The sequence below is a fragment of the Chryseobacterium hilariae genome (assembly GCF_051400735.1).
Classification (GTDB): Bacteria; Bacteroidota; Bacteroidia; order Flavobacteriales; family Weeksellaceae; genus Chryseobacterium.
In genome coordinates this window covers 224,839-245,288 of record NZ_JBLFFJ010000001.1, presented here as the reverse complement: position 1 = coordinate 245,288, position 20,450 = coordinate 224,839, and the positions used below count along the sequence as shown (strand labels likewise).

Annotated in this window: 20 protein-coding genes and 2 tRNA genes; 9 read left to right on the top strand and 13 right to left on the bottom strand. The window is 36.5% G+C overall.

What is annotated here, in order from left to right; genetic code table 11:
• Window positions 1-47 precede the first annotated feature (47 nt).
• The 3 genes from tatC to ACMGDK_RS01145 all read left to right on the top strand — a co-directional run bounded on the left by tatC (window position 48) and on the right by ACMGDK_RS01145 (window position 4,741).
• Entirely contained in the window at window positions 48-875 is an 828-nt protein-coding gene (tatC, locus tag ACMGDK_RS01155; protein ID WP_436806232.1) for a twin-arginine translocase subunit TatC, read from the top strand.
• Between the two features lie 191 nt (window positions 876-1,066).
• Window positions 1,067-2,698 carry a M1 family metallopeptidase gene (locus ACMGDK_RS01150; RefSeq protein ID WP_436806231.1) on the top strand — a complete coding sequence of 544 codons (1,632 nt, stop codon included), beginning with the start codon at window positions 1,067-1,069 and terminating at the stop codon, window positions 2,696-2,698.
• A gap of 186 nt (window positions 2,699-2,884) precedes the next feature.
• Entirely contained in the window at window positions 2,885-4,741 is a 1,857-nt protein-coding gene (locus ACMGDK_RS01145) for a M61 family metallopeptidase (RefSeq protein WP_436806230.1), read from the top strand.
• Window positions 4,742-4,804: 63 nt separating this feature from the next.
• Here ACMGDK_RS01145 and blaIND read toward each other — a convergent pair whose 3' ends face one another.
• From blaIND to pepE, 4 genes are all read right to left on the bottom strand, one after another.
• Window positions 4,805-5,536, bottom strand: a complete 732-nt coding sequence (gene blaIND / locus ACMGDK_RS01140) for an IND family subclass B1 metallo-beta-lactamase (protein ID WP_436806229.1) — start codon at window positions 5,534-5,536, stop codon at window positions 4,805-4,807.
• A gap of 277 nt (window positions 5,537-5,813) precedes the next feature.
• Window positions 5,814-6,965: a sensor histidine kinase gene (locus tag ACMGDK_RS01135; protein ID WP_436806228.1), complete on the bottom strand. Its 1,152-nt coding sequence runs from the start codon at window positions 6,963-6,965 to the stop codon at window positions 5,814-5,816.
• A gap of 7 nt (window positions 6,966-6,972) precedes the next feature.
• Entirely contained in the window at window positions 6,973-8,340 is a 1,368-nt protein-coding gene (gene dacB, locus ACMGDK_RS01130) for a D-alanyl-D-alanine carboxypeptidase/D-alanyl-D-alanine endopeptidase (protein WP_436806227.1), read from the bottom strand.
• A gap of 111 nt (window positions 8,341-8,451) precedes the next feature.
• Window positions 8,452-9,144: a dipeptidase PepE gene (gene pepE, locus ACMGDK_RS01125; protein ID WP_436806226.1), complete on the bottom strand. Its 693-nt coding sequence runs from the start codon at window positions 9,142-9,144 to the stop codon at window positions 8,452-8,454.
• A gap of 195 nt (window positions 9,145-9,339) precedes the next feature.
• Between pepE and ACMGDK_RS01120 the strand changes: the two genes are divergently transcribed.
• Window positions 9,340-9,903, top strand: a complete 564-nt coding sequence (locus ACMGDK_RS01120) for a tetratricopeptide repeat protein (protein WP_436806225.1) — start codon at window positions 9,340-9,342, stop codon at window positions 9,901-9,903.
• Between the two features lie 71 nt (window positions 9,904-9,974).
• Here the strand turns inward: ACMGDK_RS01120 and ACMGDK_RS01115 are convergent, their stop codons facing one another.
• Complete coding sequence (locus ACMGDK_RS01115; protein ID WP_436806224.1) at window positions 9,975-10,463, bottom strand: DUF1905 domain-containing protein; 489 nt, start codon at window positions 10,461-10,463, stop codon at window positions 9,975-9,977.
• A 221-nt stretch (window positions 10,464-10,684) separates the two neighbouring features.
• Between ACMGDK_RS01115 and fsa the strand changes: the two genes are divergently transcribed.
• Window positions 10,685-11,338 (top strand): fructose-6-phosphate aldolase, encoded by a 654-nt coding sequence (gene fsa, locus ACMGDK_RS01110; protein ID WP_307209089.1) that lies wholly within the window; start codon window positions 10,685-10,687, stop codon window positions 11,336-11,338.
• Between the two features lie 58 nt (window positions 11,339-11,396).
• On the opposite strand, the gene ACMGDK_RS01105 is transcribed toward fsa, so the two are convergent.
• The 5 genes from ACMGDK_RS01105 to ACMGDK_RS01085 form a co-directional block, all read right to left on the bottom strand.
• Complete coding sequence (locus ACMGDK_RS01105; RefSeq protein WP_436806223.1) at window positions 11,397-12,266, bottom strand: GLPGLI family protein; 870 nt, start codon at window positions 12,264-12,266, stop codon at window positions 11,397-11,399.
• Window positions 12,267-12,277: 11 nt separating this feature from the next.
• Window positions 12,278-12,850 carry a sugar O-acetyltransferase gene (locus tag ACMGDK_RS01100; RefSeq protein ID WP_436806222.1) on the bottom strand — a complete coding sequence of 191 codons (573 nt, stop codon included), beginning with the start codon at window positions 12,848-12,850 and terminating at the stop codon, window positions 12,278-12,280.
• Between the two features lie 112 nt (window positions 12,851-12,962).
• Window positions 12,963-13,853, bottom strand: a complete 891-nt coding sequence (locus ACMGDK_RS01095; RefSeq protein ID WP_436806221.1) for a GLPGLI family protein — start codon at window positions 13,851-13,853, stop codon at window positions 12,963-12,965.
• A gap of 70 nt (window positions 13,854-13,923) precedes the next feature.
• On the bottom strand, window positions 13,924-15,867 hold the full coding sequence (locus tag ACMGDK_RS01090; RefSeq protein WP_436806220.1) for a M56 family metallopeptidase: 1,944 nt from the start codon (window positions 15,865-15,867) through the stop codon (window positions 13,924-13,926).
• 6 nt (window positions 15,868-15,873) lie between these two features.
• Window positions 15,874-16,239: a BlaI/MecI/CopY family transcriptional regulator gene (locus ACMGDK_RS01085; RefSeq protein ID WP_306843065.1), complete on the bottom strand. Its 366-nt coding sequence runs from the start codon at window positions 16,237-16,239 to the stop codon at window positions 15,874-15,876.
• A 335-nt stretch (window positions 16,240-16,574) separates the two neighbouring features.
• Here ACMGDK_RS01085 and ACMGDK_RS01080 point away from each other — a divergent pair, with 335 nt between their 5' ends.
• Window positions 16,575-17,156: a hypothetical protein gene (locus tag ACMGDK_RS01080; RefSeq protein ID WP_436806219.1), complete on the top strand. Its 582-nt coding sequence runs from the start codon at window positions 16,575-16,577 to the stop codon at window positions 17,154-17,156.
• Between the two features lie 49 nt (window positions 17,157-17,205).
• Here ACMGDK_RS01080 and ACMGDK_RS01075 read toward each other — a convergent pair whose 3' ends face one another.
• Window positions 17,206-17,775, bottom strand: a complete 570-nt coding sequence (locus tag ACMGDK_RS01075) for a hypothetical protein (RefSeq protein WP_436806218.1) — start codon at window positions 17,773-17,775, stop codon at window positions 17,206-17,208.
• 527 nt (window positions 17,776-18,302) lie between these two features.
• Between ACMGDK_RS01075 and ACMGDK_RS01070 the strand changes: the two genes are divergently transcribed.
• The 3 genes from ACMGDK_RS01070 (at window position 18,303) to ACMGDK_RS01060 (ending at window position 20,137) form a co-directional block, all read left to right on the top strand.
• Entirely contained in the window at window positions 18,303-19,016 is a 714-nt protein-coding gene (locus tag ACMGDK_RS01070) for a 2OG-Fe(II) oxygenase (RefSeq protein WP_436806217.1), read from the top strand.
• A gap of 4 nt (window positions 19,017-19,020) precedes the next feature.
• Window positions 19,021-19,278, top strand: a complete 258-nt coding sequence (locus tag ACMGDK_RS01065; RefSeq protein ID WP_436806216.1) for an Ada metal-binding domain-containing protein — start codon at window positions 19,021-19,023, stop codon at window positions 19,276-19,278.
• A 79-nt stretch (window positions 19,279-19,357) separates the two neighbouring features.
• A complete protein-coding gene (locus tag ACMGDK_RS01060; protein ID WP_436806215.1) occupies window positions 19,358-20,137 on the top strand; it encodes a GLPGLI family protein in 780 nt (259 codons plus the stop codon).
• Window positions 20,138-20,264: 127 nt separating this feature from the next.
• Here the strand turns inward: ACMGDK_RS01060 and ACMGDK_RS01055 are convergent.
• Both ACMGDK_RS01055 and ACMGDK_RS01050 read right to left on the bottom strand, forming a co-directional pair.
• Window positions 20,265-20,337 (bottom strand) — tRNA-Met (locus ACMGDK_RS01055).
• Between the two features lie 39 nt (window positions 20,338-20,376).
• A tRNA-Met gene (locus ACMGDK_RS01050) sits at window positions 20,377-20,449 on the bottom strand.
• Window position 20,450: the final 1 nt, after the last annotated feature.

Below are 20,450 nucleotides of genomic sequence, written 5' to 3'. Positions count from 1 at the left end.
AAACGGCTTGCCTTTTACCGGTTTGCTATTTTAGAGAGACTTAGTATATGGACGAAAAAAAAGAAATGTCCTTTTTGGGACATATTGGAGAATTAAGAGGCCACCTTGTCCGCTCAATTATCGCTATTATAATTGTTGCTGTGGCTGTAGGATTCAATATCAACTGGATTATGGACCATATCTTTTTTGGTCCAACCCGAAATGATTTTCCAACTTTCAGGATAGTTAACCATTTTTCAAGAATGCTTTTAGGGGAAGATAGTATTCATCTTCCAAAAGATTTTCCGGTTCGTGTACAGCGGCTTTATCAGCAGTTCAATGTGATGATGGCTGTTTCTGTTTTCGGAGGTCTGATAGGTGCTTTTCCTTATATTGTATGGGAGCTGTGGAGATTTATCGGTCCTGCCCTTCATCCTAAAGAAAGAAAGAATTCTATTTTTATCATCAATGCGGTATGGATCCTGTTTATGACAGGAGTTTTATGCGGTTATTTCCTGATTCTTCCGTTCGCCGTGAATTTCGGGGTTATTTTTAAGATCTCCGATATTATCATACCGCTGTACGACTTAAGTGATTACACCACCCTGTTTTTACAGGTGATTTTAGGTATGGGAGTTATTTTCCTGTTCCCTATCCTCATCTACTTCCTTACAAGTATAGGAATTCTGACTCCCATGTTTATGAAAACCTATCGCCGCCATGCTATTGTTCTGATCATGGTCGTTGCTGCTATTATTACACCGGCAGATGTTTTAAGTATGCTGATGGCTGCTTTTCCACTGCTTATTCTGTATGAATTCAGTATCGTAATGTGTTCCTTCACTTACAAAAAAGTACAGAAGAATGCAGCAAATCTTCCGGCAGTGCAGGAATAATACGGATTAAGATACTTATTGCAAAATCATTGATAAAACTTTATTGTTATTATACCTGAGCCCGGTTTTAACCGGGCTTTTTTTTATGCCGCTATTCTATTCTTCATACAGCCCATTTTATATTTTTTCTCTTATGCATTCCATTATGCCGTTAATTTTTCTATTTTTGATAGAATTTAATTTGATTTTAAATGAAAAAGTTGACGTATACACTTTTATTTGCTTCGGGACTGGTTTTCGGGCAGTTCTTTGAAAAAGATAAAGTCTTCACCAAACAAGATACATTGAAAGGCTCTGACACTCAGTTCAGGAATTTCTGGGATGTCAAAAAATATGATCTTTCCGTAGAACCGGATTTTGCACAGAAAAGCATTAAAGGGTATAATAAGATCAGTTTTGAGATCACCAAAGATATTACCAACCCTGTTTTCCAAATCGATTTGCAGAAGCCGATGAAAGCAGATAAAGTGGAAGGTAATTTCCCAATTGCCAGCTATAAGCAGGATGGTGATTTTATTTTCGTGACAGCCAAAAAGAAATTCAAAAAAGGGGAAAAATATACTATTGATGTAGCCTATTCCGGAAAACCTACGATTGCAAAAAATGCGCCTTGGGACGGAGGCTGGATTTTTACTGAAGACGAAAAAGGAAATCCATGGATCACTGCTGCCGATGAAGGAATCGGAGCCTCCATATGGCTTCCGACAAAAGATATCTGGAGTGATGAACCGGACAACGGTATCGTTATGAAGATCATTACCCCGAATGAGCTTGTAGGTGTAGGAAACGGAAAACTGATCAGCAAAAAAGCGGAAGGCGGTAAAACAGCTTATACCTGGGAAGTGAAAAATCCGATCAATGCCTATTCTATTATTCCGAATATTGGCAAGTATGTCAATTTTAAAGATACATTTAATGGTGAGAAAGGAAAGCTTGATCTTGATTACTGGGTATTGGACTACAATCTGGAAAAAGCAAAAAAGCAGTTTCAGCAGGTAAAACCAATGCTCTCTGCATTTGAATATTGGTTTGGTCCATATCCATTCTATGAAGATTCTTACAAGCTGGTAGAATCTCCTCATTTAGGGATGGAGCACCAAAGTAGTATTGCTTACGGAAACAAATATCAGAACGGTTACCTGGGGCGGGACACTTCAGGAACAGGAGTCGGTTTAAATTTTGATTTTATTATTATTCATGAAAGCGGTCATGAGTGGTTTGCTAATAATATCACAGCAAAGGATCAGGCAGATATGTGGATACATGAAAGTTTTACCAATTATTCCGAAACTCTTTTTACTGAAAAGTATATGGACAAGAAATCTGCAGAGACCTATGTTCAGGGAATCAGAAAAGGGATCAAGAATGACATCCCTATTATCGGGCAATATGGAGTAAGAGAAGAAGGAAGCGGCGATATGTATCCGAAAGGAGCCAATATGCTTCATACTATACGGCAGGTGATCAACAATGATGAGAAATTCAGGCAGATCTTAAGAGGTCTGGGCAAAGACTTCTATCATCAGACGGTTACTACAAAACAGATAGAAGATTATATGTCATCAAAATCAGGAATTGATCTTTCAAGTATCTTCAATCAATATTTAAGAACAGTAAAAATTCCTAGTCTTGAATATTCGCAAAACGGTGATTCCTTAAAATTCCGGTATACGGATGTGGTTAAGGATCTTAAACTACCCATAATCATTAACGGTGACCAGACCATCAATCCCACCGAAAACTGGCAGACGGTAAAACTTAAAAAGACTACACCGGTAGAATTTAACAAGAACTATTATATCCATTATAATCAGGTTCAGTAAATATAAAAGAGACTAAAGGCAAAATCGTTACAGTACGGGGTTGCCTTTTTTATTTCAGCTATGGAACTTTTCTGCAGATTTCCAAAAACAGTAAAGTTCTTTTAAAATTTTAAGAAAAGTTTAATACTGCACGCCGTAACAAAATGATCAAATAAACTACTATTTAACTATAAAGATTTAAACCTAATGAGAAAAACAGCAATCAGCCTGGGTCTTTTCGCCGCTTTTTTGGCCAATGCCCAGTCTATAAAAACAACGATTGATCTTGTAAATGTAAAAGACGACAAGGTAGCCGTTACCATGGAATTTCCGAAAATGAAATCCGGAGATATCAAGTTTCATTTCCCAAAAACCGTTCCCGGTACATATTCTGTAGATGATTACGGCAGATTCGTGGAAGGGATCAAATTTTATGATAACAAAGGACGTGAATTAACGTATACCAAAGTTAATGACAATACGTATTCATTAAAAAATGCGCAGGCATTAAGCAAAGTAACCTATCTGGTTAATGACAGCTTTGATGATGAAATGGACAGTTCAAAGCATAAGGCTGTGTTTTCCCCGTCAGGAACAGATATCGAGGAAGGAAAAATATATATGATCAATACTCATGGCTTTATTGGGTATATCGACAATATGCAGGATGTTCCGTATCAGCTGATCGTTCAGAAACCTGCGGGCTTCTATGGAACAACAGCTTTGGTGGATCAGGATAAGTCTGATGCTACAGATACGTTTACACTGGCCAATTATGCAAAAGTGACAGATTCTCCGCTGATGTACACGAAACCGGATTATATTACCTTCAATGCGGGAGGAATGGATCTGGTACTGGGCGTTTATTCCCCTACCGGAAAGTATAAGGCGGCAGACTTTAAAGATAATCTTGAAAAAATGGTACTGGCCCAGAAGAAATTCCTGGGTGATATGAATACCAATAAAAAATATGCGATCATGCTTTATCTTTCGGGTGGCGACGGACCGCAGATTAAAGGTTTCGGGGCATTGGAACATCACGAGTCAACCAGTGTTGTGCTTCCTGAAATGATGCCGAAGGAAGCGATCGACAAAACGATTACAGATGTCGTTTCCCATGAGTTTTTCCATACCGTAAATCCTTTGAAAACACATTCTGAAGAGATCCATTATTTTGATTACGCTGACCCTAAAATGTCCCAGCACTTATGGATGTATGAAGGAGGAACAGAGTATTTTGCCAATCTTTTCCAGATTCAGGAAGGCCTGATCAACAAAGACGAATTTCTTCAGAGAATCAATGAAAAGATCACCAATTCAAAGAATTATGACGATACGATGCCCTTTACGGTGATGAGTAAAAATGTTCTGAAAGATGAATATAAAGATCAGTACAGAAACGTTTATGAAAAAGGTGCATTGCTTGCTATGTGCCTTGATATTGAGCTGAGAAAACTATCTAACGGAGAGATGGGCTATCGTGATATGATCAGAAAGCTGTCCCAGAGATTCGGAGAGAACAAACCTTTCAAGGATGACAAGCTGATTGATGAATTGGTAACAGTAACCGGCTATCCGCAGGTAAAGGAATTCTACAATAAATATATCGCAGGAAACCAACCGACACCGTATGCCGAATATCTGAATATGGTAGGTGTAGAAGCCAAAAAGCAGGACACACCTCCCCTTTTCTGGTTCATCAAAGATCCAAACCAAACAGGGTATAATGATAAAAATAATACTTTTGTATTTGACGAAAGCTCCGCATTATCTCCTTTTGCAAAGAGTGTAGGATTTAAGATCACTGACGAAATTGTTGCCCTGGATGGGAAAACAATTGATATTCAGAAGATGCAGGAGTTTATAGGGTATACCAAAACAATTAAAGAAGGACAGAATGTTACCGTTACTATTCTCAGAAAAAATGGTGGTAAAACCGATAAGATGGATCTTAAAGGAAAAGCTATTTTAGATAAAATGACGATAGAAACATTGCAGTATAAAGCAAATCCGACTCCGGCAGAACAGAAACTGCAGAATCAGTGGCTGACCGGAAAAAAGTAATGGAAAGTTAAAAATCAACAGATCATAAAAAAGCGGGAAAATTTCCCGCTTTTTCTGTATTTTTTATTGAGCACTTTGCTTATTCAAAAGTTCAAGAGTATGTTTTACATGATCATTGCCTTTCCATTCATCATGTCCGGGAATAACCTTGGCACTGGAAGGATATTTAGCCTGCAGGTTTTTCATCGTTAATGGCCATTGCTGTACATTGGCTTCTCCGGTATAGCCAAGATCTGTTGCAGCACTACTTTTTATCAGGCAGCCACCATCCAGAACATTATATTTTGGAAACCAAACCACCACATTATCTGCCGTGTGACCTTCACCCAGGAAATCTACAATAAATTCTTCTCCTCCTATTTTATATTTCTTTCCTACTTTTATTAAGTTATTTGAAGTTGCTTTTCCTTCTTTTTTCAATAATTCGTTGGTTTTAGCAGTAGCATAAGTCTTGATACCTTTATTATTGTAAAAGCTCAGATCTCCGGCTCTGTCAGCATGTGAATGCGTTGCAAACACAGCAATTACCGGTAGATTATGGCGCTTTTTTATGGTATCCATAAGGCTTTGATACTGGGTTTTCTGCCACGGAACATCAAACAGGACTACTCCTTTTTTGGTGATCAGATAAAGTGCGTTGGTTGAATATTCTTTGCCTCCAAAAACCCCGAAAGTCTTATACAGATAGAGCTTTGAGCTAAGAGGCGGTTCAATAACAAAATCGCGAACCTGAGCATAAAAAAAATTAGTCAGGAATAAAAACAACACTGCAAAAGCCTTAACACTTTTCTTCATAATTTTTTATAGTATTTAATTGATTAGATTAATCGTACGGAATAACTGGAATATTTTGTGTTTTAAGAGAAACAAAGGTATTTATAATTTGTAGAATTAATTCACAATAGAAACGATTTAACTTTTTTTAATACTAGAAAAACAGTTCGCAGGTGGATATTATACCTTAGAAGTAAAGTAAATTTTGACATATTACAGTAAAGATTTAAAACAAAAGTTCAAAGGAATTCATTGTAAAAACAGATAACGAACTAGAGTATGCCAACAGTGAAATATTTTAAGATTTCCTGATTGTTATTCTGAATGTAGTTCCCTTTCCGACTTCAGTTTGGGAAATTTTAATGTCTCCGTTATGATATTCGTGGATAACCCTTCTCGCCAAGGAAAGTCCCAGTCCCCAGCCTCGTTTCTTAGTTGAATAACCGGGTTTAAAAGCATTTCTTGCCTGCTGTTTTGTCATCCCGCTTCCGGAATCTTTTACCTCGATCAGGATATTTTTATTTCTTTCAAAAACGTACATCTCCAATATTCCCTCTCCTTTCATAGCATCCACGGCATTTTTCACAAGGTTTTCAATGACCCAGCTCATCAGGATTTTATTGTGGGGAACAAGAATGGTATATGTTGGAAGGTGAAGGCTGAAATCTATTTTCTTAGAGATCCTTGTTTTCAGGTAATTATAATTCTCTATAATGGTCTCATTGAAATTCATGTCATTCAGCTCAGGAACGGATCCTATTTTAGAAAAACGCTCCGAAATAGTCCTCAGTCTTTCAATATCTTTCTCGATTTCGTAAACACCTTCAGACTCCGGATTATCCAGTTTCATAATTTCCATCCAACCGATCATGGATGACAAAGGCGTTCCGATCTGATGGGCAGTTTCTTTGGCCAGTCCTGCCCAGAGATAACCTTCATCCGTTTTCTTAATCGTTCGGAGGAACCAGAATGAAAACAGAAAATAGCATAAGATAAAAAAGCCCAGTATAAAAGGAGAATACCTTAAATCATTAAGTAACCGTGAGTTATCATAATAAACAAACTGATTATTCCCATCAGGTACTTTTATTTCAATAGGCGGATAGCTTTTCGCCATTTTTTTAGCCAGAAGACTTATCTGAACCGGGTCATTTTCTATTTCCTGCGGAATATTTTTATGAACCATAGGCCGGTCGTCCCTATCCAGCACAATCATTGGAATCGTGTTATTAGAACTGTATATTTTTAGAATCAGTTCCTGAACTTCCAGGCTGGGAGTTACTTCCTGCTGGAATTTTAGTGCACTTACGAGAATATCTACCCGCTTGATTTCCTCCTTCCTGAGAAAATTAATAAGTATCGTTGAGGCAACCACAATAGTGACAACTACCAAAGTCATCAGTAAAAATATAATCCAGTTATTCAGTCTGTTAAGTATGGATTTCCTCAAGCTGTTTTTATTTTAAGACATTCAGAATTTTCTGCAGTTCTGTACTTCCGCTTCCCTGATAGTTATTAATAATGATTGAAAATACATATTTTTTACCGTCTTTGGCCGTATGATATCCTGCAAAAGATTTGGTATCCCTCATTGTTCCGCTTTTCATCTTTATTCCGTCCTGAACCGGAAAACCGTCGTAATAAGCATCAAACCAAGGCTGTTTCTTTGCATACAGCAAAGCCTGAACCTCAGCTTTGGCAGCAACATAATTTTGTGGGGAAAGTCCACTTCCATCGGCAAAATTGATCATATTCGGATTGATTCCTTTAGATTTCCAGAATTCTTTTAAATAGGCAACTCCGTTCTTAAAGCTGGAATTCCCTTTCTTTTCTTTTCCCAAAGTTTTAATTAAAGCTTCACCATAAAGATTGACACTTTTACGGAGAAACCAATAGACTATTTTATCCAAAGTTGGAGACTCATAGGTAAGAATTATATTTTTTGGAGCTTCCGGTATCATTTTTCCTTCCAGTTCGAGCTGTGAACTGGTGGTTATTTTTCCGGAGAGTTCAATGCCTGACTCTTTAAGCCATTGCTGTACTTCTGCTCCCAGCTGCAGCGGCGGATTGGGAACAGCACCCGAAACCGTGACTGTTTTCCCTGCTGGCAGCGTACCGTTAATTAAAGCTACTTCAGAATGTGGTGCAGTAAAAATAAGACTCTGATCAGAACTGCCTCCTGCCTTCAGGTCATTCAGCCATTTTACATTTTCAAGGGGATAAGAAAAGCCTTTAAACTCTGTCCCGTTAATATTGATATCAAACTGGTTTTCTCTCCAGTTGATTCCCCAGATTCCTGCTCCGTAATAGTTGCCGAGGTCATCCCAGGGCCAGCCTCCCGGAATCGTCTGATGGTCAAAATAAGAATCATCAATCACCAGGTTACCGGAGATCTTTACAATTCCTGAACTTTTAAGAGCATCAATGAGCTTCTTTTTAAAGTTTTCAGGCTTGTAGGCATCATACCTCCAGCTTCCCAAAGTAGGGTCACCATTGGAACTGATCACAAAATCCCCGTTCAGAATTCCGACGGATAAACTTCCGGAATAACCTGCTGTTGTTTTATAGGTGTAGTTTTTTCCTAATGTTTCAAGAGCTGCGCCGGCAGTGAAAATCTTCTGCGTAGAAGCTGTTGACAGACCTCTATTACCCTGATATTCGTAAATAAATGTCCCGTTTTCATCGGTAACATAAAATGATAAACCGGATGAAACAGCTCCCGAAGAATCCATAAGATCTTTGGTGGCTTTATCCAGCTTCTGCGCAATATTTTGGGCAGATACTAACTGAACCGACAGTATAAGAACTGCAAGTGTTTTCTTCATTGCAAGGCTTTTAAATCTAAACTTTATAGCTACGCTTACGAATCAGTCTACGAAGCGTCCATTATTCAATTCTTAATCAAATATATAAAAATAAGAGGTTGTTTTCACGGCTTAAAGTATACTTCCCGCCTCTACCTCATAAGGTTCCTTGTCTTTCTCAAAAATTCTTGTCATTTCGCTGCCTTCTACTGTGATCTTATCTCCGATTCTTCGGATCCAGTTTCCTTCACGAAGACCGATTACTTTCGTATCATTCTGGGTCAGGAATTCTCTGATTCTTGTTTCCCTTGTTTCTCCGTTATGCTTTAAATCGGGATTCGGGTCCAGGTAATGCGGATTAAGATTGAAAGGAACAAGACCCATACAGTCGAAGCTTGGCGGATAAACAATCGGCATGTCATTCGTGGTTTTCATATTCTGACCTCCGATATTGCTCCCAGCACTGCTGCCCAGATAAGCTTTCCCGCTTTCAACATTTTTTTTCAGAACAGACATCAGGCCTTCTTCATGCAGTGTTTTTACCAGTAGGAATGTGTTTCCTCCGCCTGTAAAATATCCCTGTGCATTATTCAAACCTTCTGCTTTATTTTCAAATTCATGAAGACCTTTTACTTTAATGTTGATTGTTTCAAAGAAAGCACGTGCCTTTGCTGTATAATCGTCATGGGAAATTCCACCGGGCCTTGCGAAAGGAACGAAAATGATTTCATCAACTCCGTTATATAGTTTAATTAATTCTTCTCTTAAGTATTCTAAATAGTCTCCTCCGAAAAGTGTGGATGTAGACGCTAATATGATATTCATATAGGGAAATTATATTGATTATTAAAAACAGTTCAACTACACAAAGATAAACCCAATCCTTGACGAATCAAAAATTAAGCTAAAAAAAACATTTTATCCGTTAATATTCTCTAAAAAAACTTAAAGGCTCTAAAATTTAAGTTTTTGTGGAATTATTATTGAATTTTAGAGAATAGAATTTTAAAATGTAAGATTATGAAAATGACTAAAATTAATATTAAAAATTTGTTTTTAGGTTTAATTTTTGCTGGAACTGCAAGCCTTGTCAATGCACAAACTACTAAAGTGGACAGTGCAAATAATACGGCAAATACAGCTGCTACAACACAAGCAGGAAGCAACTCAACTATTGACGGTCTTAAAAAGCAGATTGAAGCCAACCCAAAAGATACGGAAGCACTCTCAAAGTTAGCAACAGCTTATCAGGAAGCTTCAGATTGGACCAATGCAGTTGAAACATGGAAAAAAATATCTGTTTTACTACCCGATTGGGCTCCGTCTTATTACAGCCAGGCTTATGCATATCAATCTGCTAAAGATGATGCCAATGCCAAAATTGCTTATGAAAAGTATATTGCCACTGTAAAACCTGCAGAAGTAGAGCAAAATAAGAAAAACCTGGCTTATGCCTATTTTTATCTTGCCTTTACGGAACAGAAAAGTGACCCTAACAAAGCAAAAGAACATATTGCTAAATCTTTAGAATATGATCCTACCAATCAGGATGCTCTAAAACTTAGCAAAGTTTTAAATTCATAATAAAAACAAAATCCGGAAAATATTTTCCGGATTTTGTTTTCCCAATCGGTTTTAGTTCTCACCCGATTATTTTAATCAATTTTTTTACCAAAGAAATCCGTTTCTCCATGGAGATGCCGGATGATCTTTTCAATATTCCTTTCGATACTGGCGTCGGTTTTCAGATTGTTGATATACCGGATCAGTTCATTTTTTCTGGATGGGATCAGGTTTTCAAAATTATGGGTTGCAACAGCACTTCCTTTAATCGCTGCATCCAGCTTGGGATGAATAGAAATTGTCCGGTCTGAGTCATCAAATTCAATAGATACTTCAATCGTTTCTCCTATTCTTTTGGGAGAATTTTTAAGCATGAGAAGATTGATATACAGCCTCCATTCTCCCAGATATTTCATCAGGTTCTGCCTGAATTCTTTTCCGTTTACGGTTCCTTTCACGGGAACAGGGCTTTTATCCTTCCCCGCTGCCTTGAAAATTTCAGTTAAGATCTCTTCAGGAACAAAAACAAAAGGATTGATACCGATAATTTCGAGTACAGCTGTAAAACTATTGTTTTTCATGTTTAACAAAGATAATATTTTATGGTGAAATGAGTTGGGGATATGTGATACGAGGTTGTGATTCGGATTACGGTTATGAGTTACAAGCATTCCTTAATCTTTCCACTTCTAACTTCTAACTTCTAACTTCTAACTTCTAACTTCTAACTTCTAACCAAAATTAAAATTTTCCACTCACAAAGGGAATCATTATCTTTGCAGGAATAAATCTAACGAACGAAATGAAATTTTTTATTGACACAGCCAATTTAGAGCAGATCAAAGAAGCAAGAGACCTTGGAATTTTAGATGGGGTAACCACTAATCCTTCATTAATGGCAAAAGAAGGAATTCAGGGAAATGAAGCGATCAAAAATCATTATAAAACGATCTGTGAACTTGTAGACGGAGATATTTCTGCTGAAGTACTTTCTACTACATATGAAGAAATGATCAAGGAAGGTGATGAATTGGCCGCCATCCACCCGAATATTGTAGTAAAGATTCCAATGATTAAAGACGGAATCAAAGCTTTAAAATATTTTTCCGATAAAGGAATCAAAACAAACTGTACGCTTATTTTCTCTGCAGGACAGGCTCTTTTAGCAGCTAAAGCAGGAGCTACTTATGTTTCTCCTTTCCTGGGAAGACTGGATGATATTTCAACGGACGGATTAAACCTTATCCAGGAAATCAGATTAATTTTTGATAACTATATGTATGAGACTGAAATTCTGGCAGCATCTATCCGTCACTCTATGCACATCATCGACTGTGCTAAAATCGGGGCAGATGTGATCACGTCTCCACTTCCTCCAATCTTGAGCTTGCTAAAGCATCCTTTAACAGACAGCGGATTGGCTCAGTTTGTAGCAGATTCTCAGAAATTAGCCTAATTATTGAAAAGCTATTCAGATATAAAATCCCGGAACTTTTTCGTTCCGGGATTTTCATTTATTTCAACAGATCAAGTTCCAGAATATTATTTTCCTTTTTAATTTGATTAATCAATTGCGTTTCTCTATCATTCCTCTTCGCATTAGAAGTTTTTACCAATTTTCCCGAATCATCAATTTCCAAAATATCACGGCTTTGTGCCTGCATCAGCTTTTCACTTTTCATTGGATCTTTACAGTAGTCTTTAAAAGCTTGTTTATATTTTGTTTCATTTAATTTAATAAGGGGATCAACGCCATGCTTATTCTCTCCGGAACTCTTCCATTCATCTCCTTCCGGAAGCTTTTTAACTCCCTTTAGTTCGAATGAATGTGTCTGGCTGGAATCCTCTAACTTTACAATTAGTCCGGGAAGTCCATAGAATTTATAGGGTCCGTCCTGAATGAATACCTCTGTGGTAAACCATGCAATCCATTTTCTGCCAACAAATTCGCAAACAGCTTTTTGAGCAGCCAGTTCTCCGATCTTTGCTTTGTCAGGAAGAATTTTCCATTTTTGCTTTCTTCCCTCCTTTACCATATACATATCAATACCTAGAGAATTGAAAAAATTTACCGAATAATCAGGATATGACTTTTCAACACTATAACGAATTTTACCTTTGAACTTAATTTTTGAAAAATCCATTTCTATTCCACGCTTAACATGTATATCCATAGCAGCTGCCCAGATAGAATCTGATTCAGAGACATCTTTACTGTAAAACCTGGATCCTTTCGGCATAACATCCAGAAACATTATTTCAGTCTTCTGGACATCTCTTGCTGTAGAATCAATGCTAAACTTATACTCATAAATGAATCTTTGACTCTGAGCACCGACTGAAAGGGTTAATAGGAGAATGAATAAGGTGATTACTTTTTTCATGATAATGATTACTATGATTTTAAATTTTCTTCAACATTTTTAATTACCCTGCAGGGATTTCCCACAGCAACCACATAATCAGGAATATCTTTGGTAACAACACTTCCCGCTCCTATCACTGTATTATTTCCAATGGAAACCCCGGGCAGGACGACTACGTTGCCTCCCAGCCACACATTATCTCCCACGGTGATCGGATGGGCATATTCCAAGCCTTCATTTCGCTGTTTTGCATCCAGCGGGTGTCCTGCAGTGTAGAAGCTGCAATTCGGACCGATAAAAACATTATCTCCAAACTTTACTTTGGCACAGTCTAAAATAGTAAGGTTATGATTGGCGTAAAAATTTTCTCCCACTTCAATATTATAACCGTAATCGCACCAAAAATTAGGCTCGATACAAATGTTTTCTTTCGTGCTTCCGAGAATTCTTCTGATCAGTTCATTTCTGTTTTGGGTATCGGAATTTTTCAGCTGGTTATACTCCAGGCAGAGATCTTTGCATGCCATACGTTCACGGATCAGCTGTTCGTCATAATTGGCGTTGTATAGAAGTCCGGCCTCGCATTTTTCTTTTTCTGTCATAGTATTGATTTAAGGTTTAAAATTACGATAATCACCAAAACGAAAGGATGGTCATTAATAACCATCCTGTATTTATGAAATAGACAAATTTTAATTTAAGCTGAACTCAAATTTATTTATATAAATCCGGTTCTATTTTATTGTTATTTTTTAATATATCTTCCTTCGCCCTTTTTTCAATATTCCTGTACATTTCATTCATATCAATAGATTTCCCGTCCTTATCTTTCATATTGATAACCGCCCCTGCAGGAAGCGTGCTCATTGTTTGCTTCATATCTTTGGTAGGGTCTGTAAGATAATCTTTCCAGGCTTTTTTAAACTGCTTTTTGTTGACTTCTATTTCTTTGCCTCCTATACCGACCATACTAAGCCCGGGTATCTGAAGGCCTTCTTCTGATACGGCTTCCGTTTTCTTATTTCCAATTAAAGTCATAATGTGGGAGCCCGTTGTATCTTCAACTTTTACGATAAGTCCCGGCAGTCCGCAAAATTTATAAGGTCCATCCTGAATGGGAATATCTGTTGCGAACCAGGCTATCCAGTTTCTTCCTCCATAATTGGTAGTTGCTTTTTGAGTATTGTATTCGCCAATTTTTTCCTTTTCAGGTAAAATTTTCCACTCAGGTTTCTGATCTTCTGTTACTTTATAAGTGGTATTCCCTACTTTTTCGGAAAACGATATACTATATTCAGGATACTTCTTCGTAACACTTGAGAAAATAGTTCCCGGTTTTATATTTTTCCTGATATTAATACTACCGCCAAATCCGCCCTTCATTTGCTTGGCTATATCTGCTTTTGTTGTAGAATCCGCAACAAATTTTTCACGGCTGTAATATTTGGAACCGCTTTTGTCAATATCCAGAAGCATAATATCACTTTTCACTTCTGCCTTATTAGTAGAATCCGCAATATATTTATAATCATAAAAGAATCTGTTAACCTGTGCATTGGCAAACACTCCCAGTATAACTAATAAAATCAAATAATTTTTTTTCATAATCTATGTTTCTTTTCCTCTGTTATTAAAAGCTTTGCCAATTCAGAATCACTGGCAAAGCTAATGGTACTTATTTTTTTGTCTGAATTCTTATTTCTCCGCGTCTGATATTCGCTCCATTTTCTTTATTGATAGTAACGCTTGCGATATTTTCAGGTTTTATGGCATCCATTTCACTTTTGGGGATCTCTTTTCCATCAAGGAAAATCTTAGTATCATCCCAGCCATTCACTTTGAGCTTTTTCACTCCATTCATGGCAATGGTTCCGTTGGCATCTTTTTTAATATAATCTGCTTCCAGCTCCATGATTCTGTTTAGTGATCCCGGTTTAGCAGTATTCGTACTTTTGTAAAAATAGACATTTCCTTTTGCTCCTTCCGAAATTCTTTTTAATGCATCCAATCTGGTTTTCTCGCCTGCTTTTCTTGCTTTCTCTCCTTCAAATCTTGCTCTTTCCCCTGCTATTCTTAATGCTTCGCCCTGTATTCTCCTGAATTCTCCTGCTTTCATAGCTTCAATCCTGGCTTTCTCTCCCATCTCTTTGGCCTTTTCACTTAATTTCATGGCTTCGATGCTCGCTTTTTCTGCTCTTTTGCTGGCCGCTTTTCTTTCTCTAATTGCTTTCCTCGATGCTTTTGCATCTCCTGAGTCCCAGTTTTGAAAGACATCATTAAATTTCATTACTCTTACTCTCGGAGCATTGGGAGCTGATGGTGGTTCCGGAGCATCCGGAAAGTCGATATCTAAATCTGGAAGATCCGGCAATTCTACTTCAAGTTCTTCAAGGGCTTTGATTCTGTTTTTCCACTCATCAGATTTGAAAAAATCATTTAATCTTTTTGATTCTGCATTAGGAATGCTAAAAGCCATTTTAAAATCATCAGAATTGGTAATTCTTCCTATTTCTCCTGAAAGCTCACTGATTTCGTCCACCTTTTGCTGAAATTCTTTACTTTCCGGCTTCAGGTTTTTTAAAGCTTTGCTTTTTTCTTCGATTTTCTTTCCAAGTTCTGCGATTTCTTTCTTACCTGAATATTCTTTGAAGAATTTTGGACTTATGATTTCTCTTTTTTCAGTTTTCTGAGGTGTTATCGTATCTTTTTTAATCTGAGAAACGGCTTCCTTAATGGCTATATTCGTTTCTTTAATTTCTTTGTTCTTGGCATTCACCATATAGGCGAAGGCTACTGAAAATAAAACCGGTAATGCAAAAATTCTCCGCGCATATCCGAATTTGGTTTTTGGTTTTTGTAACATTTTGAGTCGTTTTTTTAGATTTGAACTTAGAAACGGACTGGCAGCAGGCAACTGTGTTCCGGAAAAGTGGCTTGCTAAAAGCATCTGCGCAAATGCTTTGGTATCCGATTGTTTTACGGCCTTTTTATCGGCCAGATATTCGTGGATCAGACTGATCTCCTTTTTAATGATATGAAAAAACGGATTGAACCAGAAAACAGAGGTAATGATCTCAATAAAGATCTTATCGAAAGAGTGTTTCTGCTCAATATGAACCATTTCATGTTTTAAAATCTGTTCTCCTATATCGGAATCCAATGTGATGGTGTTTTTCCAGAAAAGATTTTTAAAGTATGAAAACGGAGCTTCTGTCAGGTTTGTACGGTAAAAATTGATACCGTCAAAACTTTCTTTTTGAAACTGTTTCTTAAGCTTCTGGATTTTGAGGATCCCGAAAATTAACTTCCCTAAAAAATAGAGAGAAACCAGTCCCAAAGCTGAAAAAATAATTCTAAAATAAATGTGGCCATTGTCTATGTTTTTATCAGTATTAAAATTCTGTATCTTATCTAGAAGCATATACATATCATTATTCACTTCTATTGTAAAATCATCTACCCTGATCAGGGGCAGCAGCAGTGATGCAACCATTGCAAACAGAAGGTAAAATCTGTTATAATGATGAAACGTCTTGTCTTTTAAAGACAACTGGTAATATAAAAACATTACACCGGAGCATACAATTACTTTTCCCAAGTATAAAAACACAGTTTCCATGATCAGTTAGTTTTTCTTTTTGAGTTCGTTCAGAAGCATTTCCAGGTCTTCTACGGTCATTTCATTCTTTTCTACAAGGAAAGAAACCGCACTTTTATAAGACCCTTTGAAATAATTTTTCACAAGGCTTTTCATAGTTTTCCCGGAATACTGTTCTTTCGTAATTAACGGAAAATATTCATGCTGCCTTCCGTATACATGATAGTCTACAAATTCTTTGTCTTTTAATACTTTTAAAATGGTAGAAACTGTATTGGTATGGGGTTTTGGCTCCGGAAAAAGATCCAGAATATCTTTCAGGAATCCTTTCTCGAGTTTCCATAAATACTGCATCACCTGCTCTTCTGCTTTTGTTAAATTCTGAATTTTCATATCCTGTTCATTTATCATTAAGTGATAGATTATTTTGATAAAATTCTATATCACTAAGAAATTAGTTATACAAATGTAAAAATAAAAACGAATCAAACAACTAATTTTTTAGTGATAAAAATTAAATTAAGGTAATTGACTGATAATCAAAACAATAAATTACACTAAAATATGTTAAATTTTTAATATAGTTAATTTATTGCCTATTTAATATGCATAAAAACTTAGTATTAAGCCATAAATTCTTAAAACATGTTAATTTTTATTAAATAAAATTAAAATGAATTTGTTTAAAGTGAGAAAATATATTTATTTTAGTGCTTTAAAAATTTCTCATGAAAAGATATAACTTATTGATTGTACTATTACTGCTTATTTTTAATGTTACTACAGCTCAAAAGAAAAATTCTCCGGCTGCAGATCTCAGTATCTTAAAGGAAACCAAAACGAAAATCGAAAACACTGTTCCATTGGTAATCAAGCATCTTCAGGCTATTGCTGATAAGGAAGGTGACAACAATATCGTGACCAACGGAAAGACTGCTTTAGGAAAAGAATATGGTATTTTGGAATCCGAATGGTTCCTGTACAGAAATAATATGAAGAACTGTATTCTTAACAATTCATCCAAAAAAGCTAAAAAATGTATGGAATACCATACGCAGTACTTAAGAAATACATTCATCAACTACAACAATTATATCTCAAACCTGACAAGAAAGAACGGATACCTTGGTGTGGAAGGAGATACAAAATTCGATTTCAAACCGGCAGAAATCAGTACAAAACTAAGCGAAGCCTATTTCGGTGCCAGTGATGCCGCAGGAAGAATGAAGGGTGGCCAGAAAAAAGAGTTTTTGGAACAGACCATGTCTGATGATAACAAGCTTACTCCTTACGGTCAATTGGCTCAATAAATATGAATCTAAACGATAATGAATCCTGCTTTTAAGCAGGATTTTTATTTTAATGCAATTCATTATTTTCGATCTTTTGTTGATAATCTTCACAAATTTTAAGTATTGTATTGGGATGTTCTTCAAATTTTCCCAGCCCGATAGAGTAATAATTTCTTCTGAACCTTTCAAAATCAAATGGCCCTCTTTCTTTATTTTTCATCTTAACCATAAGGCTGTACTTCGTTAAAGTAGTATATCCGCCACCTTCAGTCGGTTCCCTACGTTCGTAGGCATCAATCTGAAATCCTGTTATTTTTGTCCAGAGAATTTCATTATCAGGAGGTATGGAAAAACTTCCTTCAAAATGCATAATGTCAACAAAATTTCGCCCGTAGCAAAGCTTTATCCCATCTTTGGATATCATTATTTTCTGCTTTACATCCCAAATATAGCCGGAAATAACCACTACAGGCAGAAACAGGGTTACTATGATTAAAAAAATGATAAATATTCTCCCTTCTTCTGCTAAAATCAGCCATTTGATAAGAAAAAATACGGGGACTGCGCAGAATATGATGAGTATTATGGAATCAGTTACTATTGATTTTTTCTTTTCTGTAATAATAATAGTTTCCATAGGCCCGGAATTTATAATGAAATAATATAAAAATAAACTTTAGGTTTCACTGCACCAAGTTAATCTAAAAACAGTATACCTATTTAAAAATGATAAAAGAGAACCACAGATGCAGTTCTCTTTTTAATTAGAATATATATACATTAATCATTATTATACCCTATGAAAATTAAGGTCCGTTATTAAAAAAGATCTCCGCCGGAAGGCTGTTATGTATTAATCATAAAAACATTCAAAAAAAGTAGAAAATGAAGGCGGAGATCATTAAAAACATAAATAGACTCTTTAATCAGTTTTCTGGCTATTGAGCGATACAAAAGTAAGTTTCAGATCTGTTCCGGTAAAAAATATATTGTAGAATTAAATAAAACATTTTGTAGAAGTAATACTACTATTGAAACAATAGGATGGTACATCAAACTTCCTAACAATTGATCTGATTTTTACACTGGTTAATTAAAAATAACATGTTTCGGATTTTATAAATGCAATTGACTTCAGTAATTTGTACCATACAATGTAAAGTAATGACTGACATCATCAAAAGAATTGAAAGTATAGACTGGCAAATCATCACTGAAGCTCTGCATCAAAACGGATATGCCATTGTCCCCGGTTTATTATCAGACAATGAATGTGAAACATTAAAATCAGACTACGACAACCCGGCTTTGTATCGTAAGACAGTTGTAATGGCCCGCCACCGTTTTGGTCTGGGTGAATACAAATATTTCAATTATCCTCTGCCTGGTTTGATTCAAACAATGAGAACAAATATATATACGCATCTCGTTCCTGTTGCCAATGCGTGGTTTAAGGCATTGCGGATTGATATGAATTTTCCCTTGGAGCATTCAGCATTACTTCAGCAATGTCATAACAACGGCCAGCGGAAAGCGACTCCATTAATCTTAAAATATGGGAAAGGAGGCTTTAATACCTTACATCAGGACCTCTACGGAGATATATACTTTCCAATTCAGCTTGTTTTGATGTTGAGTGAACCTGAAAAAGATTTCACAGGCGGAGAGTTTGTACTTACCCAGCAGATTCCCAGAGCACAATCCAAAGCCATAGTTATCAATCCAAGGAAAGGTGATGCTCTGATATTCACCACTAATTTCAAGCCTGAAAAGGGAGCTAAAGGATATTACAGAGTAAATATGAAGCATGGCGTGAGTGAGGTAAAAGAAGGCAGCCGCTGTACATTGGGAATTATTTTTCATGATGCCGTCAGTTAAGAAAATGAAGCAGCATATTGAACTCTCATCCACCGTCTTAATAAGCCAGATCAAAAGCGGAGAAATTAAATTCGGGGGGAACCGGAAGCTAAAAATTTATGGACTGCTTCACTGTTCCTCCGGTAAAAGGATGAAATGGGAAAACAGGGTCTTTTTTAAATCTGAAAAAGAAGCATTGGAAAATAATTACCGCCCATGCGGACACTGCATGAGGGAAAAATACAAACAATGGAAAATAAAGGAAAATTGCCTGCATCCATAAAAAATATATATAAATTCGGGAATCCTGTAATGATACGTCACATTTTTTTAATACCATTGCATTATCAGAATGTACAGTCATGAAAATTAAAACATTTGGATTTCTCGTTTTAGGTTTTATTTCAATGTATGGCCAAACAGCTGTGATTGAAGTGAATTATGAGACTAAAATCATTCAGGACAGCATCAATAAAAGCCAGATTAATATTTATTCCTCCACTTTATTGTGCAATAATCTGGAATCGTCCTATTACAGCCGGGAGGCTAAAGCCTTTTACAACAGAAATTCTAATGAAACCAAAACTACAGGTACAATCAATATAAATTACGGAGCCATTCCCAAATATCCCAAGTCGGTAAGCAGTGTTTACAGGAACAAAGAAAATTTAATAGTATCCATGCCTGTTGGCAGATATATTTTCACTTATGAAGAACCTCAGCTGAAATGGGAAATACTGAACGATAAAAAAGAAATAAAAGGCTTTAAAAGCCGGCTCGCAAAAACCACAACTGATACCGGCGATACTTTTTTTGCCTGGTTTACTGACGAAATAGCAATTCCTGACGGACCTTTCAGATTCAAAGGTTTATCCGGTCTGGTACTGGAAGTATACAATAAAAACAGGACCATTGAAATTTACGCCACGGATATTAAGAAATCTGAAGAAATAATAGAATCCTTACACTATACAACCAATGTCAAGACAAAATCTAAAAATCAATTTTTGGAAGCTCGAAAAACCTATCAGGAAAACCCATCCATTTACAATGGAAATATGAGAATATTTGACGGAAACGGAAATGAAACCACTAAAAAGATGACCGATCGTATAAAAAGTCATACTACTTTCCTGGATTGAAATCTGATCTTGAAATTGCTTAATATTTAATTGAAAACCTTCTCGTTAATTTGCAGATAGCTCCGATTTCATGTATTAAAGATATAAAACAAAAAGAAGCAATAAATTATTGCTTCTTTTGTTCTAGTAGCGGGAACCGGACTCGAACCGATGACCTTCGGGTTATGAGCCCGACGAGCTACCTACTGCTCCATCCCGCGGTGTATCTTTAGAGTGCTTACCGAAAGCACTTAACTTAGTAGCGGGAACCGGACTCGAACCGATGACCTTCGGGTTATGAGCCCGACGAGCTACCTACTGCTCCATCCCGCGG